Here is a 15,748-nt window from a genome sequence, read left to right as displayed (position 1 = left end):
CGCAAAAAATTCAAGAGATCCCCCGCCGCAACGATGGTCAAAAGACTCTATGTTGCCTTGATTGAGACAGCACTATCCAAGGTAGAGCTTCAAAAGGTCGGCCGAAGGCGGCAACCTTCAGACCGAGGCCCTCCAGGAAGGCCTCGGTGAGCCGGAGCGGATTATCCGGCCCTACTCGACCTGTTTGAAGCAAGAAAGACTGGCAATGGCTGAAGCCGTTACCTCCGGTATCGTCAAGGCGACGCCGGAGGCTTTCAATCGTTCGAGCGTTGAAGTCTGCTCTCGACCGTATCGAGTCACATGCTAGATAAAAATACTCCAGCGGGCTTCTCCGCGATTGCCATCAGCAGCATGCTACGCGACCTTACTCTTTGAAAACCGTACATTGAACGATCTCAGCACATCATCCAACAGTGTGAAGACCACCGGGATGACCAGGAGGCTCAAGAAGGTCGAGGTAATCAGGCCGCCGATCACGACGACGCCCATGGGTTGGCGAAAGCTGGAGTCGCCCGACACAAGGCTGAGCGCCGCCGGAAGCATGCCGCCGGCCATGGCGATGGTTGTCATGACGATCGGTCGGGCACGCTTGTGACATGCATCGACGAGCGCATCAAAACGGGACATGCCAGCTCTGCGGGCCTCAATAGTGTACTCGACAAGTAGAATTGAGTTTTTTGAGACGATGCCCATCAAGAGCAGCAGACCGATCACCGCCGGCATCGAGAAGCTTGTACCACTGAGAACTAGCGGTAGCATCGCCCCGCCAAGCGCCAGCGGCAGGGCCATCAGGATAGTGACGGGTTGAAGGAAATCATGAAAGAGAAGGACCAGAACGGCGTAGATGCAGAAGATGCCAATCGCCATGGCGGTGCCGAAACTGCTGAACAGCTCGCTTTGACGCTTGAGTTCGCCCTGTTCGACAAATTTCACGCCTTGAGGCAAGTTCTGGTAGCTGGGCAACTGAGCAGCCTGCGCCATTACGTCTGACAGGTTCCTACCATTCAGTTCGACAGTTAGGGAGACATTGCGTGACCGATCGAGCCTATCTATTTCGCTGGGGCTGGATCCCAAAGAAATGTCGGCAACGGCACCGAGCGAAACATTGCCTTCTTTGCCCTCAACAGGGATCAAGGATATGGCATCGAGTGACTGTCGGCTTGTCGTGTCGAGCATTACCCGGATGGGCACCTGGCGTTCGGGTAGATTGAGTTGCGACAAGGCGGCGTCATAGGCGCCTGCGGTCGCGACCCGAATAGCCTCGGCGATTGCCTGGGACGTTACACCCAGAGACGCGGCTTCCGCCAGATCCGGTTTGATTGTAACCTCCGGCGATTGCATAGCTGCCGATGACGTCACGTTGCCGATACCTGGCAGGGTGCGCAGATCGGCCTCAAGGCTTGCCGCTGCCTGCTCCAGAAGTTCGGAGTCATCGCCCGCCAGCGTGAGAGCGAGCTCCGTTCCATTGCCGCCCGAGCCGATTTCCACACGAACACCGGGCAACCGCTCCAAAGCTTTGCGCAAATCCGCTTCGATTTGTGACTGCTTGATATCGCGGTCGTCGATCGGTGTGAGATTGACGACGATCGTGGCACTGTCGATGCTTGCATTCGACGTACTGTTCATGCCGCCGGTCGACGCTGTGCCTGTTGCCTGAAACACCGAGGTGACATGATCCACGCCAGCGATGATCTCGGATGCCTTTCGCGCGGCTTCGTCAGTCGACTCAATCGTCGACCCGGGAGGCGTGGTTATGGAAACCTGGGTCTGCCCTTCGTCAGACGCCGGAAAAAAGCCAGTCGACAGATTGGTAAGGAGCAGCACCGTTAGTGCCAGGAATCCTGCCGTCCCGAGCACTGGTATCCAGCGGCGCCGAAGTGCGCCTTTTACGAGCCAAAGAAAGGACCGCATCAAACGACCGTCCCCTTCATGCTTCGTGCCACTCGCCTTCATAATATATGCCGCCATCATCGGCGTGATCAACCGCGCTACCAGAAGAGAGGCAAGAACGGCAACGGAAGCCGTGATGCCAAATTGTTTGAAGATGATGCCCGGAATTCCGCCCATGAAGGCCGTGGGCAAAAACACGGCGACCAATGTGAAAGTGGTGGCGATAACCGCCAGTCCGATTTCGTCTGCCGCTTCCATGGCCGCGTCGAATGGACTTTTGCCCATATTGAGGTGTCGCTCGATATTCTCAATCTCGACAATCGCGTCGTCGACGAGAATTCCAACGACCAATGACAGCGCCAAGAGCGTGATCGTGTTCAACGTGTAGTCGAGCAGATACATCACGAGAAACGTGGGTATGATCGACAGCGGCAATGCAACGGCAGCCAGAAGAGTCGCCCGCCAATCGCGAAGAAACAGCCAGACCACAAAGATTGCGATCAGCGCCCCCTCGTAGACCATGTGCATCGACGATTCATAATTCTGCTCGGTCGGAACAATCGTGTTGTAGGCTTCCTCGATTGTCACGAGAGGATTGGCCGCAGCAAACACTTTCATCGCATCGCGGACATTCTCGGTAACCGCGATATCTGAATAGCCTTTAGACCGCTTGATCTGGGCCGCAATGACCGGTTTGCCGTTCAGATATGCCAGCGAGGTGATGTCGCTATGGGAATCGGTGACCGTTCCAAGTTCATCCAGGCGAACCCAGCTTCCCTTTGGCAAAGGAATAGGCGTTCCGCGAAGCTGATCGGCGCTGTCTGCGGCCGCCAAGGTGCGAACCGACTGGCTTTCGCCGCCAATTCTTCCTTTCCCGCCTGACAGATCGGATTGCACCGCTTCGAGCTGCCCGTTGACATCGTTTGCGGTCAATCCCAAGCCATCGAGCAGGTTTGCGTTGAGCTCCACCCTGACTTCTCTGTCGACGCCTCCCAGGCGCCCGACTTCGCCCACACCTTCCACAGCCATCAGCGCTCGCGACATGTCGTTGTCGATGAACCACGACAATTCCGCATCGTCCAGTTTGTCGGAACGCACCACGTAGGTAATCAACGGCGAAGCATTTAGCGACAGTTTCGAGACAGTGGGCGCGTTCATGTCCTCTGGCAGGTCGTCCTGCGCCTGGTCGACGGCGCTCTTCACCTCGTCCAGCGCGACTTGAGTATCTTTTCCGACTTTGAACGCGACAGAGATGGTTACAGAGCCGTCAGTGATCGTCGTGGTGACAGAATCGAGCTGTGTGAGACCAGTCAGCTCATCTTCGATCTTGCGTGCCACTTCCGTTTCGAGCTGAGCAGCTGCCGCCCCATCGAGTGAAGCGCTAATCTCAATCGTTGGAAGATCCATATCTGGAAAGTTTTGCACGTCGAGACGATTGAAGGCCCATAGGCCACAAGCGGTCAACAATGCAAAAAGTAGGATTGGCGGAACGGGATTGCGGATAGACCAGGAGGAGAAATTCATTTTGTCTCCTCCGTCTTGGCGGTTGCAGAGCCTTCTGATACCCGCACAGTTGAACCGTCCGCGAGGAATGCGCCGCCGGAGGTCACCACCTTGTCATTCTTTTCAATTCCCGAAACGAGTTCGACGCGGTCGTTCTGTCGCCGACCGATCTCGACACGCTTGCGCGTGACAGTCGGCTGGTCTGCCTCGTTCACAATGAACACGTAGGAGAAGCCGTCCCTCAGGGTAACGGCAGTTGCGGGAACCGTGAGCGCATCGGTGCGATCAAATTCAAAATAACCACTGGCCAGAATGCCGGTCTTTGGCTGCGGCATGCCCGCGTCCGGATGCAAGGCCACATAGACCGTCACTCGACCATTGTCAGTCGATGTCGTCGGCGAAATCAGCCTGACCTCACCGCGGACGTCACCGATCGGCGTGGGGATGATCGCTTTTGTACCGTTTTCGACGTCAGCCAAACGCTTGATCGGCAACTCGGCCTTCCATTCGACCCGGTTCTGTCGGATGAGCTTGAACAGTTCGTCGCCGGCGGTGACGACGTTTCCAAGAGATGCCGAGCGTTCGGAAATGACCCCATCGTCTACGGCGTAAATTTTGGTGCGATCCAATGTAAGTTGCGCGGATGCCAACGCGGCTTGCGCCGAAAAGAGTTCGGCTTTCGCTTTACGCTCCGTAATCAGGTATTCTGTCGTCTGCTGCTTTGATAGCGCACCGGAGCCTGTCAATCCGCGGGCGCGCTCGGCATCGATGGTTGCTTGTTCCAAGGCAGCTTTAGCCTTTTCGACGGCAGCTTGCTGTTGTTCAAGTTCCGCTTGCGAGGTCTCGGGCGCGAACTGCACGAGCAGGTCGCCTTTCTTCACGGATGTACCGACATCCGCCTTGACATCAATGATCCTCAGTCCGCTGACCTCGGCGGCAATTATCGCCTCATGCCATGCAGCAAGACGACCACTCGCCGGGATAGTCACCGGCCACAACGAAACCTCTGGTTTGACAACGCTGACGGTCAATGCCGCCGCTTGAGTGTCGTTTTGTTCGACTTCCTGGCCCCGGGCAGTAAAGGGGAGCACAAAATAGGGCGCTATGGCGAGCGCCATCGCGAGAGGAATGAAGGCAAATCTACGCATCAGTGTATTCCATTGACAGAGGCAATCGAGGCGTCATCCGGGGCGGACCAGCCGCCTCCCAAAGATTTGTAGAGGGCAATCCAGTATTGGACCGCGTCGCGCCTGATTTCGATGAGGGTGATTGCGGCCGATTGCGCCGACCGACGGGCCTCTTCGCGGTCAAGGATACTGACCCCGCCGGACTTCCAGTTCTGGTCGACTGAGCTGAAATAGCTTTGATAATTGTCAGCCGCGGTCTTGGCATCGGTGATCCGCCGCAATGCCGTATTGACCCGGATGAGAGCCATCTCGACTTCGGCGACAGCACTCAAAACGCCAGATTTGTAACTCGCGACGGCAATATCATAGTCCGCGACGGCGCTTCTCACCTCTGCCCTTCTTGCCCCGCCATCAAGCAGCGGTATCGACAGCGCAGGCCCGAATGACCATGGGACTGATCTGCCCGTCACGGTGGACTCGCTGATTGAAATCGATCCGCTCAAGCTGAGACTGGGATATAAATCAGCTTTTGCTGCACCGACGTCTGCGATCGTCGCTGCGACTTCGGCTTCCAGGGCGTTGATGTCAGGTCTTTGCCTCAAGACCTCAGCGGGCACTGACGCTATTCGCAGCGCAGGTGGCTGAGGAATGCGGCTCTTTCCCAGCCCTAGAAGTTTTCTGACGACGAGCTCATCTCCGCCTGTCAGCTGGACGAGCGATTTGACAATGATCTCGCAATCCCCACGCTGAGCAGTCAAGTTGGACGAGGATGTTGCTGCGCTCGCACGCGCAAGTGCCAGATCGGCCGTCGAGGTAAATCCTGACTGTGCCGATTTCTCAGTGACACGGATCGTTTCTGTCTGCGAAGCAAGTTCATCGCGGTAAAGCCGTTCCAGCTGACGACAAGCGCGATACTGCACATAGTAGTCACCAACTTCGGCCGCGACGGAAATCCGTGCGTCATGCCACGACCAGATCTGACCCTCAGCCCGTGACGCCGCGGCTTGTGTCTCTTTCTTGGTCTTGCCGAACAGGTCGAGCTCCCATCCGGCATCCAGAGCGCCACTTTTATTTGCTCCGGCAGTGATTTTGTTGACATCGTCACCCTTGTTGCCCTCGCGGGTTGCGGACGCCGAGCCATCGAGCGACGGAAAAAGGCCTGCTCTTGCGGTATCGAGCGTGGCTCGAGCCTTGTTGATATTGGCAATCGCCTCCTGGACCGACGGATTTTCGCGTGCCGCCAGGCCCAGCAGTCCATCCAATGAGGGGTCCTTGAAGCTTGCCCACCAGGACAAAAGGTCGGCGGGACGACCGCCATGCGGCAATGTCGCGTGCCAGTAGGCGGCCACGACAGACCTCGAAGGTTTGAGCTCGCCCAAGCTCGTGCAGCCGGTGAGTAACGCCACAGTGGCGAAGATCGAAATTAAACAAGAAACTATACTGCGCATGGGATCCGTGCTGCTTCGAAAGCTGTCGGCCGCACTATAGGGATCGTGGTGTTAATGTCGGTCAAGAACGTGTTAAGTTATGTAAAAGTGCTGTATTCGCCGCCTGCAAGCCTTAAAGGTGCGCGCATTGACCTGACGGATGCAACACATGACCAAGGTACTTTTGATCGATGACGATATCGAGCTCACGAATTTGCTCTGCGAATACCTGACTCAGGAAGGTTTCGCCGTCGAGACAACCGCGGACGGCAGGATCGGTGTCGCCGAAGCAATGTCGTCCTCAACCGATCTCATCGTTCTGGACATCATGATGCCTCGTATGAATGGCATCGAGGTCTTGCGGAAAATCCGGCAGGTAAGCGACGTACCGGTGCTGATGCTGACGGCCCGCGGTGACGATATTGATCGTATTTCCGGTCTCAATCTGGGAGCGGATGATTATGTTTCCAAACCCTGTTCGCCAGGCGAGCTGTCGGCCCGAATCCGCGCGATCCTCCGCCGTTCTGGCCGGGCAGAACGGGATGGCTCGGTAGAAGAATTAAAGACCGGCGAATTGGTCCTCTATCCATCGAACCGGAGAGCTGAGTGGCATGGTGCGCAGCTTGAACTGACCGGCACAGAGTTCAGCCTGCTGGAGGTTCTCGTGCGGTCTGCCGGCCAGCTTGTCTCCAAGCAGGAGATCTCGCTGCGGGCTTTCGGCAAGCCCCTGACCGCATTCGACCGACGGATCGACGTCCATATCAGCAGTATTCGTCAAAAGCTCGGGGCCCGCGCGGACGGACAGTCCTGGATACAGGCCGTGCGGGGTCGTGGCTATCAGCTACTAGAAGGCTAGCAATGCGTCGACTGTTCTGGAAGTTCTTCACCGTCGTATGGTTGGCCATGGCCGGGTCCATAGCGCTGCTATTTGCGATCAGCATACTGTTTGAGTCGCCCTTCGAGGAAGAAATCCTCAACCGTGAGCACGTCCTTGCGCTGGAAACTGCGGCGCAGATTCTTCAATCAGACGGAGTGGAGGCAGCGACGCACCTAATTGCGGCCATGGGACGAACGGGTCGCACCATCCCGATCAGTATAGTCCCGATCGGACCGGCAATCGACTGTGCATTGGCCAACGGCAATGACCTCATCAGAACCGCTGTGTGGGATGGGAACTGCTACCAGGTACGGATTGCCGGTTCGGCACAGAGTATGGTTTCCAAGACATGGCCACGGACGGTACCTTGGCTGGCGGCACTTCTTGCAGCTGCAGCGGCAGCTTACTGGCTGGGCCGCTATTTCATTACTCCGGTCGAGCAGCTTCGTTACGGGCTTCGATCCTTGGCAAACGGCCAACTCGATGTGCGAATAGCCCATACGATCGGCAGCAAACGCGACGAGATAACGTCTCTGGCGCACGATCTGGATATCACCGCGGCGCGCCTTCAGGAACTTCAGGTCGCCCAGCAGCAGTTGTTCCATGATGTCTCCCATGAGCTTCGCTCGCCGTTATCGAGGCTGCAGGCAGCCATCGGCGTGTTGCAGCAAAACCCCATGCGACTGACGGCGATGATCGAGCGAATGGGGCGGGAGGTTGAACGTCTCGATGAACTGGTTGGGGAAATCCTGACACTGGCAAGGCTATCTGAACGGGATACCCTGCGCTTTGACCGCCAGACGTTGGATGTCGTCGATCTCGTCAAGGAGATTATTGAAGACGCCGGCTTCGAAGGCCAGGGCCGGGGAATAGAGGTCCGGTATAAAGGCGTCGATTCGTGTGTAGCCTCGGTCAATGGCGAACTGATTTATCGGGCACTCGAAAACGTGATCCGCAACGCGATCGCACACACGGAAGCTGGCACATCGGTACTTGTCGCCTCAGAGGTGAAGGGGCATCAATTTTTACTGTCGATCGAAGACGAAGGCCTCGGTGTGCCAGAAGAGGAATTGGAGGCCATTTTCCAGCCATTCTCTCAAAGTTCCACTGCCACCGCGCGCTCAGGGTTCGGCCTCGGCCTTGCTATCACGCGCCGGGCAGCCGAATGGCATGGTGGCAGGGCGACAGCCCAAAATAAGGCGTCCGGCGGTCTTCGTGTAGAGATTACAATTCCGGTCTATCGCGCCAGTCAATAATCGCCCGCCGCCCTTAGGTTCTGGATCTGCCTGTTCAATTCGTGACGGCTTTGGTCTTCCCGCTCTGATTTGGCCATGGGGTATCGGACGAGGGAGTGCCTGTACCAGATTTCTAACCAAGGCCCTCCAATGGATCAAGATTCGCTTACAGATGGCAGGGTATGATGGGGTTAACACCGCTGGTTTTCGTCGCACGGGCATGCATGGATGGCTATATTTCTGCCTTGTCAGGCAAGCGAAAACCGTATCGGGCCTTTGCTTTGACGCTTGCGATCCTCGTTTCCCTTACCGTTTCCGGTTGCGTGACAACAGCCCGGGTTGCTTACACAGCCCGTGACGCGGCGGTCGCTTATATCGACGGTTTCGAGAATATCCGCGCGTATGTCGATGCATCGCGTGCCAGCCTTGGGGACCAGGCCCAGTGGGTACCGCTCACCTCAGCAAAGACCCTCAACATTCTCTGCCTGTCAGGTGGAGGATCAGGAGGAGCATTTACAGTCGGCGTTCTATCGGCCTGGAGCGATAAACAAACGCGCCCAGTGTTCGACGTTGTCACAGGAGTGAGCACAGGCGCGCTCATAGCGCCCTATGCGTTTCTGGGTTCGACATACGACACGGAGCTTTCCGAGCTTTATACCGGAGGCCAGGCAAAGGAACTCATAGACGCAAGGTGGATGGGTACCGGGCTCTTGGGAACAAGCATACTCAAAGGCGAGCGATTGCGGCAGATGATTTCGAAATACATAACAAACGGTGTCTTGCAACAAATCGCGGCTGAACACCGTCGGGGAAGACGGCTTTTTGTCTTGACGACCAATCTTGATTCACAGCGCGGTGTTGTATGGAACATGGGCGCCATTGCGAGCAGTGGCCAGCCCGAGGCGCTAACGCTCTTCCGGGATGTTTTGATCGCCTCCGCCAGCATACCAGGCGTGTTTCCAGCAGTGACTATCAAAGCCAAGTCCGGCTCCAAGCAAATTGAGGAACTGCACTCCGATGGCGGAGCATCCACGCAGTTCTTGGGCTTGCCTGAGGCAGTGCTCGCATCACCGATCAAATCGAATTTCCCTACGAAACAGCGACTTAATATCTATGTGGTTGTGAACAACGCCCTCATTCCGGAGTTTGCAACGACGAACAACTCTACAATCTCGGTCGCCGGTCGTTCTTATGCGACGATGGTGAAATCGCAGACCAAACAAGCTTTGCTTGCGCTCTATAACCACAGTCAAAGGACCGGCAGCCGACTGAGGATCGCATCAATCGATCAGCAAATTCCCTATAAGATGCTTGATCCATTCAATACCGACTATATGCGTGCCGTCTTCGCCGACGGTTATAGCCAGACGGTGGTTGGAAAAGTATGGAAGGAAACGCCAGTCTTTTGATCGATGAGCAATGCAAGCGGACGCTGCCACACCTATTTTCAGGGCATCGGTCCCTCCGACGTAACTTTGATTTCCCTGACGAAGTTCACCAAACAAGAGTCGATGATCAAGGAATGTATTGTGCGCGGCATACGGCTTCGTCGAGACAATCGGCTCGATCGTCGTCTAGTCCTGACCTGAGCCCCTTATCTTCCTCCAAGTTTTGGTAGAATCCGTCGTCTCACCTGCGCTCCGATCCCTGCAACAACGCCTCTTAGAGTGCTTTTTCGAGTTCCGGCAGGATGACGAAGAGGTCGCCGACGAGGCCGTAGTCTGCGACCTGGAAGATCGGGGCTTCCTCGTCTTTGTTGATGGCGACGATGACCTTTGAATCCTTCATGCCGGCCAGATGCTGGATGGCGCCGGATATGCCGACCGCGATGTAGAGCTGCGGGGCGACGACCTTGCCGGTCTGGCCAACCTGCCAATCGTTCGGTGCATAGCCTGCATCGACCGCTGCGCGCGATGCGCCGACGGCGGCACCGAGCTTGTCAGCGACGGGCAGGATGACTTCCTGGAATTTTTCCGCAGAACCGAGCGCCCGGCCGCCGGAGATGATGATCTTGGCCGAGGTCAGTTCCGGACGGTCGGACGAGGACAGGGCGTCCTTGACGAAAGTCGAAAGACCCGGATTGGCCGCAGCCGTGATGGTTTCCACGGCAGCCGAACCGCCTTCGCCGGCCGAGGCGAAGGACGCCGTGCGAACGGTGATGACCTTCTTGGGCTCGGTCGTCTGCACCGTCTGGATGGCATTGCCGGCATAGATCGGGCGCTTGAAGGTATCGGCCGAGATGACCTCGATGATTTCCGAAATCTGGGCGATGTCGAGCAGCGCTGCAACGCGCGGCAGGACGTTCTTGCCGGTCGAGGTGGCGGCCGAGAGGATGGTGTCGTAGGAACCGGCCAGCGAGACGATCAGGGCTGCTAAGGGCTCGGCCAGATTGTTGGCAAGGTCGTCGCTGTCGGCAAGCAGAACCTTGGAAACGCCGGTCAGTTTTGCCGCCGCATCGGCCGCGGCCTTGGCGCCCTTGCCGGCCACGAGAACGTGGACGTCGCCGCCGATCTTGGCAGCAGCCGTCAGCGCCTTGGCGGTCTGGTCGGAAAGCGTTGCGTTGTCGTGGTCAGCCAGAAGAAGAATGGCCATGGTGTTAGTCTCCTTTTCTGGACCTTAAAGCACGCCGGCTTCGTTCTTGAGCCTGTCGACCAGCTCGGCGACCGTCTTGACCTTGATGCCGGCCTTGCGACCCGAGGGCTCCTCGGTCTTCAGAACTTTCAGGCGCGGGCTCGTATCGACGCCGAAATCGGCCGGGCTCTTCTTGTCGAGCGGCTTCTTCTTCGCCTTCATGATGTTCGGCAGCGAGGCATAGCGCGGCTCATTCAAACGCAGGTCGGTGGTAACAACGGCTGGAAGTTTGATCTCGATGGTCTGCAGACCGCCGTCGACTTCGCGGGTCACTTGCGCCTTGCCGTCACCGATCTCGATCTTCGAGGCGAACGTGCCCTGCGCCCAGCCGAGCAGCGCTGACAGCATCTGGCCGGTCTGGTTGGAGTCATCATCGATCGCCTGCTTGCCGACGATGATCAGGCCGGGCTGTTCGGCTTCCGCCACGCCCTTGATGATCTTGGCAACCGCCAGCGGTTCGACGGCATCATCGGTCTCGACCAGGATCGCCCGGTCGGCGCCCATGGCAAGAGCGGTGCGCAGCGTCTCCTCGGCCTTGGCCGGGCCAACCGAGACGACGACCACTTCCTCGACCTTGCCGGCTTCCTTCAGCCGCAACGCCTCCTCGACCGAAATCTCGTCGAACGGGTTCATCGACATCTTCACATTGGCAAGCTCAACCCCGGAACCATCCGGCTTCACCCGGATCTTCACGTTGTAATCGACGACACGCTTGACGGTGACCATGATTTTCATCTTTGTATCTCCAGCTATGCCAACGTGTAGGCGGTCTTGACTGTTGTATAAAACTCGGCGGCGTACCTGCCCTGTTCGCGTGGCCCGTAGGACGAACCCTTGCGGCCGCCAAACGGCACATGGAAATCCACGCCCGCTGTTGGCAAATTGACCATGACCATGCCGGCTTCCGAATTTCTCTTGAAATGCGTTGCGTGCTTTAGACTCGTCGTCGCAATGCCGGAGGACAGACCGAACGCGGTATCGTTCGCCACCGACAACGCTTCCTCGTAGTCCTTGACGCGGATGACCGCTGCAACTGGGCCAAATATCTCTTCCCGGCTAATCCTCATCGCATTCGTGGCCTCGGTGAACAGCGCCGGCTGGAGATAGAACCCGGGAGTTTCTCGCTTAAGAATATCGCCTCCAAAGGCGAGCTTTGCCCCCTCACCTTTCCCGATCGAAATATAGTCGACATCCTGTTTGAGCTGGCTCGCATCCACGACCGGGCCGATCTGGGTGCCGGCTTTCAGGGCATCGTCGACGACAAGAGACTTTAGGCGCTCGGAAAGGGCTGCGACAAACCGGTCATGGACACCTTCTGTGACGATCAGACGCGAGGATGCCGTGCAGCGCTGACCCGTCGAGAAGAAGGATGAATTGGCTGCAGCCTCAACAGCGACCGTCAGATCCGCGTCATCGAGAACCACAAACGGATTTTTTCCGCCCATCTCGAGCTGGAATTTCCGATTGTGCTCGACAGAGGAGATGGCGACGCGCTTTCCGGTGCCTGTCGATCCGGTAAAAGTGATCGCATTCACATCAGGACTATCCAGTATCGTCTGTCCGACTACTGAGCCCTTCCCCATCACGAGGTTGAGGACGCCTGCTGGCAGACCCGCCCGATGCAGTATTTCGACCAGGGCCCAGGAACTGGCGGGAACGAGGTCGGCAGGTTTGAAGACCACGGTGTTTCCAAAACACAGTGCCGGCGCGATTTTCCAGGCGGGAATGGCGATCGGAAAATTCCACGGCGTGATGATCCCGATGACGCCGACGGCCTCGCGGGTGATCTCGATACCGACGCCCGGCCGAACGGATGGCAGTGTCTCTCCGGAAAGGCGCAGGGCCTCGCCGGCGAAGAAGTCGAAGATTTGCGCGGCGCGGACGGTCTCACCGATCGCCTCGGGAAGGGTTTTTCCCTCCTCCCGGGCGAGGAGTGACCCAAGCTCCTCCCTGCGGGCCATGATTTCATCGCCAGCTTTCTTGAGGATGGCGTGGCGCTCGAGGATAGGCGATCGCGACCATGCGGGAAACGCACTTTTGGCGGCTGCAATCGCAGCCAGGGTGTCGTCAGTGGAGGCCCTGGCGAATTCGCCGACAACCTCGTTGGTATTGGAAGGATTGATGTTGGTGGATGCGTCGCCGCCGACCCACTCACCGGCAATGAGATTCTTATGTAACATCGTCGTTTCCTGAATTAGTGAAGACCGAGATAGGCCTTGCGCACGTCCTCGTTGGCGAGAAGCGAAGCGCTGTCGCCGGACAATTGGATCTTTCCGTTGACCATGACGTATGCGCGTTGAGACAGCTTCAGCGCATGATTGGCATTTTGTTCGACCAGGAAAATCGTCTTTCCCATCGCCGCGATCTCCGCCAGAACTTCAAAGACCCGTTTGACGACAAGAGGTGCCAGGCCGAGCGACGGCTCGTCGAAGAGGATGAGCTCGGGACGCGCCATCAAGGCACGCGCAATGGCAAGCATCTGCTGCTCGCCGCCGGACATGGTTCCGGCAGTTTGATTGCGGCGTTCTTTCAGCCGAGGGAAAAGCTCGAACATCGCCGCCCGGTCTTCATCGAAGTGCGACATTCCGATCGCCGTGGTGCCCATCATCAGATTTTCCTCGACAGTCATGTCCTGGTAAATCTGCCGGCCCTCCGGAACGAGAGAGATGCCCCGTCTCGCAATCGTGTTGGTGGGCAACTTGGAGATGTCTTCGCCGCGGTGGCGGATCTGACCCGATGATGCACGCGGGACGCCGAAGATCGTGGAGAGCAAGGTGGTCTTGCCCGCTCCATTGGCGCCGATCAGGCTGACGATCTCGCCCGCACACACGTGCACGTCGACGGTTTTCAGGGCCTGGATCGCGCCGTAATGGGCTTCGACGCCGACGAATTCCAACAGAGGTTTGGATGCGGGTGCTGGAGTGCTCATTGCGTTACTTCCTCTTCGCTGACGCCGAGATAGGCGGCGATGACGGCAGGGTCGTTTGCGACCTCGCTTGGGGTGCCGTCCGAGATCGCCTCGCCATGGTCGAGGACAACGATGTGATCGGCGATGCTCATCACGAGACCCATGTCGTGCTCGATCACGAGAACGGTCAGGTCATGATCCGATCGCAGGCGCCGGATCACCTGCGAGAGTTCCCGCGTCTCGGAGGGGTTGAGGCCCGCCGCAGGCTCATCCAGGCAGATGAGCTTTGGAGAGGTACAAATGGCGCGAGCGATTTCCAGACGGCGCTGACGACCATAGGGCAGTTGGCCGGCAAGGCGGTTGGCATCCTCAACCAAGTTCATCTGACCAAGCCAGTAGTAGGCCCGATCGATGGCTTCGACCTCTGTCTTGCGGAAGCGCGGCGTTTTGAAGATGCCACTGAGAAGGTTGTTGGTGGTTGCCAGGTGCTGTGCGATCAGCAGGTTTTCCACGACCGTCATTTCCTTGAAGAGCCGGATGTTCTGGAAGGTCCTGGCGATGCCTGCGCGTGTAACCAGGTGTGAGCCACCTACGATCGGCTTGGTGATCAAATCACCGATGTTGCACGAACGACCATTCGACTGCAGGACGATGCGGCCTTCGCTGGCGCGATAGAAGCCGGTGATGCAGTTGAAAATCGTGGTCTTTCCTGCGCCGTTCGGCCCGATCAATGCCGTTATGTCGCCCTGCTTTACCTTGAAGCTGACATTTCTGTTGGCGACGATGCCACCAAACCGCATCGTCACGTTCTCGACCTGGAGGACAGCGTCTCTCATCGTGCCACCTCCAAAGGCTGGTTCGCATTCATGGCAACGGCGGATGACGTCGAGGGGAAGAAGGCCGGCCGCGTGATCCGCACCAACCCGCGTGGCTTCCAGATCATCATGACGACCATGAGAATGCCGAAGACAAAAACCCGATACTCGGCAAAATCCCGCAAAACCTCCGGCAGAATGGTCAGGACCAGTGCGGCGAAGATGACACCGACCGTCGATCCCAGACCGCCGAGGACGACGATTGCAAGGATCAAGGCCGACTCGAAGAATGTAAACGACGTGGGATTCACGAAGCCCTGATGCACCGCGAAGAAGACGCCTGCGAGACCGCCGGTGGAAGCCCCCAGCATGAAGGCCGAAAGCTTGGTGAACACGTGGTTCACCCCAAGCGAGCGGCAGGCGATCTCGTCTTCTCTGAGCGCCTCCCACAGGCGGCCGAGCGGCATGGCGCGCAAGCGATGGACCGCATAGACCACGGCGCAGACGACGAGAAACAGTACGATGTAGATCAGCCAGAATTTATAGTCGGCACTATAGGGAATACCGAAATATTCGTGGAAGGGCACGCCGCCCTGGCGAGCGGTTCTGGTAAATTCGAGCCCGAAGAGTGTCGGTGGCGGCGCAGGAGCGCCGTTCGGCCCGCCTGTAAACTCCAGCCAGTTGGTCAGGACCAGGCGGATGATCTCGCCGAATCCAAGCGTCACGATGGCAAGGTAGTCGCCGTGCATACGAAGGACAGGGAATGCCAGGATCATACCGAACAGGCCTGCGAGGAATGGGGCGATGAGGAGCGCGCTCCAGAAGCCCAGCCCGAGATACTGTGACCCCAGCGCCAGAAGATAGGCGCCGACGGCATAGAAAGCGACAAAGCCGAGATCGAGAAGCCCCGCAAGACCGACCACGATATTGAGGCCAAGGCCGAGCAAAACGTAGATGAGGGCGAGGATTGCCACACCAAGGTAATATTTGTCCGAGAAGGCTGGGAACACCAGGCCCCCGACTATCACCAGAGCGAGAAGAGGGTAGGGAAATTTCTCCTTGCCCGTGTTGACGGTTACCCCGCCTCCGCTATTGCGGTTGAAGCGTTCGAGCAGCCTTGAGCCGATTGCAGTGGTGAGCGCCAGCGAAACAAGAACGCGTCCTGCAGCGACGGTTGCAGCAAGCGAAAGGGCGCGCGCCAACTCGCTTCTGAACGAGAACCCCTCAAGAACGAGACCGGAGATCGGACCCAGGACGATAAGAGCGATCACGAAGGTGAAGAGTGCCTCCTTGGCCAGCTTCACAACTAGATTTGGCTTGATAGCGTTTTCCATT

At 57.7% G+C, this 15,748-nt stretch carries 12 protein-coding genes; 3 read left to right on the top strand and 9 right to left on the bottom strand.

The window, feature by feature from the left end:
* Positions 1 to 354 precede the first annotated feature (354 nt).
* Genes ACQZ63_RS24585 through ACQZ63_RS24575 form a run of 3 tightly spaced genes read right to left on the bottom strand, consistent with a single transcriptional unit; the run spans position 355 to position 5,968 of the window.
* Positions 355 to 3,414: an efflux RND transporter permease subunit gene (locus tag ACQZ63_RS24585; RefSeq protein WP_153516237.1), complete on the bottom strand. Its 3,060-nt coding sequence runs from the start codon at positions 3,412 to 3,414 to the stop codon at positions 355 to 357.
* Entirely contained in the window at positions 3,411 to 4,541 is a 1,131-nt protein-coding gene (locus ACQZ63_RS24580) for an efflux RND transporter periplasmic adaptor subunit (RefSeq protein ID WP_173998159.1), read from the bottom strand. The genes ACQZ63_RS24585 and ACQZ63_RS24580 overlap by 4 nt, the downstream gene beginning before the upstream one ends.
* Complete coding sequence (locus ACQZ63_RS24575; RefSeq protein WP_173998157.1) at positions 4,541 to 5,968, bottom strand: efflux transporter outer membrane subunit; 1,428 nt, start codon at positions 5,966 to 5,968, stop codon at positions 4,541 to 4,543. Before ACQZ63_RS24575 ends, ACQZ63_RS24580 begins: the two co-directional genes overlap by 1 nt.
* Before the next feature lie 148 nt (positions 5,969 to 6,116).
* On the opposite strand from ACQZ63_RS24575, the gene ACQZ63_RS24570 reads away from it, so the two are divergent.
* The 3 genes from ACQZ63_RS24570 (at position 6,117) to ACQZ63_RS24560 (ending at position 9,468) form a co-directional block, all read left to right on the top strand.
* Positions 6,117 to 6,803 (top strand): response regulator transcription factor, encoded by a 687-nt coding sequence (locus ACQZ63_RS24570; RefSeq protein ID WP_153516240.1) that lies wholly within the window; start codon positions 6,117 to 6,119, stop codon positions 6,801 to 6,803.
* A 2-nt stretch (positions 6,804 to 6,805) separates the two neighbouring features.
* Complete coding sequence (locus ACQZ63_RS24565; protein ID WP_153516241.1) at positions 6,806 to 8,080, top strand: HAMP domain-containing sensor histidine kinase; 1,275 nt, start codon at positions 6,806 to 6,808, stop codon at positions 8,078 to 8,080.
* A gap of 203 nt (positions 8,081 to 8,283) precedes the next feature.
* Positions 8,284 to 9,468: a patatin-like phospholipase family protein gene (locus tag ACQZ63_RS24560; RefSeq protein WP_173998155.1), complete on the top strand. Its 1,185-nt coding sequence runs from the start codon at positions 8,284 to 8,286 to the stop codon at positions 9,466 to 9,468.
* A gap of 253 nt (positions 9,469 to 9,721) precedes the next feature.
* On the opposite strand, the gene ACQZ63_RS24555 is transcribed toward ACQZ63_RS24560, so the two are convergent.
* The 6 genes from ACQZ63_RS24555 to livM are packed head-to-tail and all read right to left on the bottom strand — an operon-like array spanning position 9,722 to position 15,747.
* Complete coding sequence (locus tag ACQZ63_RS24555; protein ID WP_173998153.1) at positions 9,722 to 10,651, bottom strand: electron transfer flavoprotein subunit alpha/FixB family protein; 930 nt, start codon at positions 10,649 to 10,651, stop codon at positions 9,722 to 9,724.
* A gap of 24 nt (positions 10,652 to 10,675) precedes the next feature.
* Positions 10,676 to 11,425, bottom strand: coding sequence for an electron transfer flavoprotein subunit beta/FixA family protein (locus ACQZ63_RS24550; RefSeq protein ID WP_153516244.1), 750 nt, complete (start codon positions 11,423 to 11,425; stop codon positions 10,676 to 10,678).
* A 14-nt stretch (positions 11,426 to 11,439) separates the two neighbouring features.
* Positions 11,440 to 12,870 (bottom strand): aldehyde dehydrogenase family protein, encoded by a 1,431-nt coding sequence (locus tag ACQZ63_RS24545; protein WP_173998150.1) that lies wholly within the window; start codon positions 12,868 to 12,870, stop codon positions 11,440 to 11,442.
* A gap of 14 nt (positions 12,871 to 12,884) precedes the next feature.
* Entirely contained in the window at positions 12,885 to 13,619 is a 735-nt protein-coding gene (locus tag ACQZ63_RS24540; protein WP_173998148.1) for an ABC transporter ATP-binding protein, read from the bottom strand.
* Positions 13,616 to 14,434, bottom strand: coding sequence for an ABC transporter ATP-binding protein (locus ACQZ63_RS24535; RefSeq protein ID WP_173998146.1), 819 nt, complete (start codon positions 14,432 to 14,434; stop codon positions 13,616 to 13,618). Before ACQZ63_RS24535 ends, ACQZ63_RS24540 begins: the two co-directional genes overlap by 4 nt.
* Positions 14,431 to 15,747: a high-affinity branched-chain amino acid ABC transporter permease LivM gene (gene livM / locus ACQZ63_RS24530; protein WP_173998144.1), complete on the bottom strand. Its 1,317-nt coding sequence runs from the start codon at positions 15,745 to 15,747 to the stop codon at positions 14,431 to 14,433. The genes ACQZ63_RS24535 and livM overlap by 4 nt, the downstream gene beginning before the upstream one ends.
* Position 15,748: the final 1 nt, after the last annotated feature.

This window comes from Agrobacterium sp. CG160-95, assembly GCF_053521725.1.
The sequence above is the reverse complement of the archived record's forward strand: the minus strand, read 5'-3'. Positions and strand labels throughout refer to the sequence as shown.